The following is a 2,283-nucleotide window of genomic DNA, read 5'->3' on the forward strand; positions in this document are numbered from 1 at the left end:
CCCGCGCGGTGCAGGCCGCCCTCATGCTGCACCGCGGGTCGCACTTCGTCGCCGCCTGCCGTCGCCGGTACGGGGATGTGTTCACGCTGCGCGTCGCGGGAATGGGCACGCTGGTGTATCTGGCCGACCCCGCCGACATCAAGGCGGTGTTCGCCGGCGACCCGCACGTGTTCCACGCCGGCGAAGCCAATTCCATTCTGAGCGGGCTGCTCGGCGACACCTCTCTTCTGGTGATCGACGAAGATGTCCACCGGGATCGCCGCCGGCTGATGCTGCCGCCATTCCATCGCGACGCCGTCGCACGCCAAGCCGGGCTGATGGCCGAGATCGCCGCGGCGAACATCGCGGGCTGGCCGGTGGGCAAGAGCTTCGCGGCCGCGCCCAAGATGTCGGAGATCACGCTCGAGGTGATCCTGCGGACGGTCATCGGCGCCACCGACCCGGCCCGGCTCGCGGCGTTGCGGGCGATCATGCCGCGGCTGCTCAGCGTGGGGCCGTGGGCGACCCTGGCGCTGGCGAAGCCGGAGCTGCAGCGCCGCCTCCCGTGGCGCGGGCTGCGCCGGCACATGGCCGAAGCCGACCGCCTGCTCTACGCGGAGATCGCCGAGCGCCGCGCGGACCCCGACCTGGCCGCCCGCACCGACGTGCTGGCCATGCTGGTCCGCGCCGACGACGCCGAGCGCACGATGTCCGATAAGGAGCTGCGGGATCAGCTGATGACGCTGCTGGTGGCCGGGCACGACACCACCGCGAACGGTTTGTCCTGGGCGCTCGAGCGGTTGACCCGCCACCCGGCCGTGCTGGCCAAGGCCGTGGCCGCCGCCGAGGCCAGCGCCGCCGGTGATCCGGCCGGTGACGAGTATCTCGACGCGCTGGTGAAGGAGACCCTGCGGATCCGTCCGGTGGTCTTCGACGTCGGCCGGGTGCTCACCCAACCGACCGACGTGGCCGGCTACCGGCTGCCGGCCGGGGTCATGGTGGCGCCCGGAATCGGTTTGGTGCACACTAGCGCCTCGCTCTACCCCGATCCCCACCGATTCGACCCGGACCGGATGCTGGGCGCCGCGCTGAGCCCCACGACCTGGTTCCCGTTCGGCGGCGGCAACCGCCGCTGTCTGGGCGCCGGCTTCGCCTTGGTCGAGATGCGGGTGGTGTTGCGCGAGATCCTGCGCCGCGCCGAGCTGGAAACCACCACCGCGCCCGGCGAACGACAGCAGCTGAAGTTCGTGGTGCTGGTGCCGCATCGCGGCGCCCGCATCCGGCTGCGGGCGATCAGGGACGTCCCCGCCGACGCTAGTGGGGGACCGGCGTTCGCGCGCCCCGGTAATCGACCTGCCAGTGCTTGATGCGTTGATGAACGACGAACGCAGCCGCTCGGGATCGGCCAGCGGGATTAGGTCGGGCACGGGGCCCAATCAGCCGTGTTATTTCCCCGCGTGCCTGCCCGGCCTCTGAAATCCGTCGGTGTGGAATTCGGCGCCGGCGGTTTCGCGCCCGCCGAGGTTGGTGGCCGCGATGACCACGGCCCGTTCGATCTGGCGCAGCGCGTGCACCGCGGTGAGGAATCGCCGGGTATCGGGCGCCGGTTGATGCGCCGACCCGTCGCGCTGGCGGGCCAGGGTCTCGGCGGTGTCGAGCTCGTCGGCCGCCGAGATCATGGTCGGCCCGCGGCCGGTGCCGATGGCCGCGGCCAGCGCGTCGATGTTGCGCCGTGTCTGAGCGGCGGCCGCCGAGAAGGCTTGCGCCAGTTCGACGGCCAGCGGTTGCGACCCCACCCGGTCCTGGTATTGCTCGCTGCTGCGCGCCAGGCGGCGGCCGTACCGGTCGCAGGCGGCGAAGATGCGCAGCGCGCGGCGAATGCTGCGCCGCCCGGCAAGGCCGGCGACGCCCGCGAGCAGCGGCTTGGCGGTGACCCGGAACTGCTGCAGGTCCCGGTCCAGTTGGCGCGCCTGCTCGGACGGGCTCACGCTCTCGCCTTCGCCGAACATCGTCGCGGTGGACACGTCGATCAACATCGACAGGCTGCCCAGGAACGTGCGGGTGTCGTCGCGGATCGCGGCTCTGGTGTTGGTCGGCAACACCACGATCGCCACGGTGGCCCCGATGACCGCGCCGATCGCCGTCTCCTCGATCCGCAACATCAGTACGCCGAAAGAGAATTGGCCGAGCAGGCCGTACAACAACGCCAGCATCGTGGTGATCCAGAACGTCATCAGGCTGTAGGTGACCGTCATGAAATAGAAGGCGCAGAACAGGCACACGAAGATCCCGGCGAGCGCGGCG

The 2,283-nt window shown here is 71.0% G+C and carries 2 protein-coding genes; one reads left to right on the forward strand and one right to left on the reverse strand.

Going from position 1 to position 2,283, the window contains the following annotated elements:
* Positions 1-8 precede the first annotated feature (8 nt).
* Positions 9-1,346, forward strand: coding sequence for a cytochrome P450 (locus A9X04_RS09485; RefSeq protein ID WP_082974894.1), 1,338 nt, complete (start codon positions 9-11; stop codon positions 1,344-1,346).
* A 78-nt stretch (positions 1,347-1,424) separates the two neighbouring features.
* Here A9X04_RS09485 and A9X04_RS09490 read toward each other — a convergent pair.
* The coding region (locus A9X04_RS09490) for an FUSC family protein (RefSeq protein ID WP_369828938.1) at positions 1,425-2,283 on the reverse strand (859 nt) is incomplete at its 5' end.

This window comes from Mycobacterium sp. E3247 (assembly GCF_001667785.1).
Lineage (GTDB): Bacteria > Actinomycetota > Actinomycetes > Mycobacteriales > Mycobacteriaceae > Mycobacterium.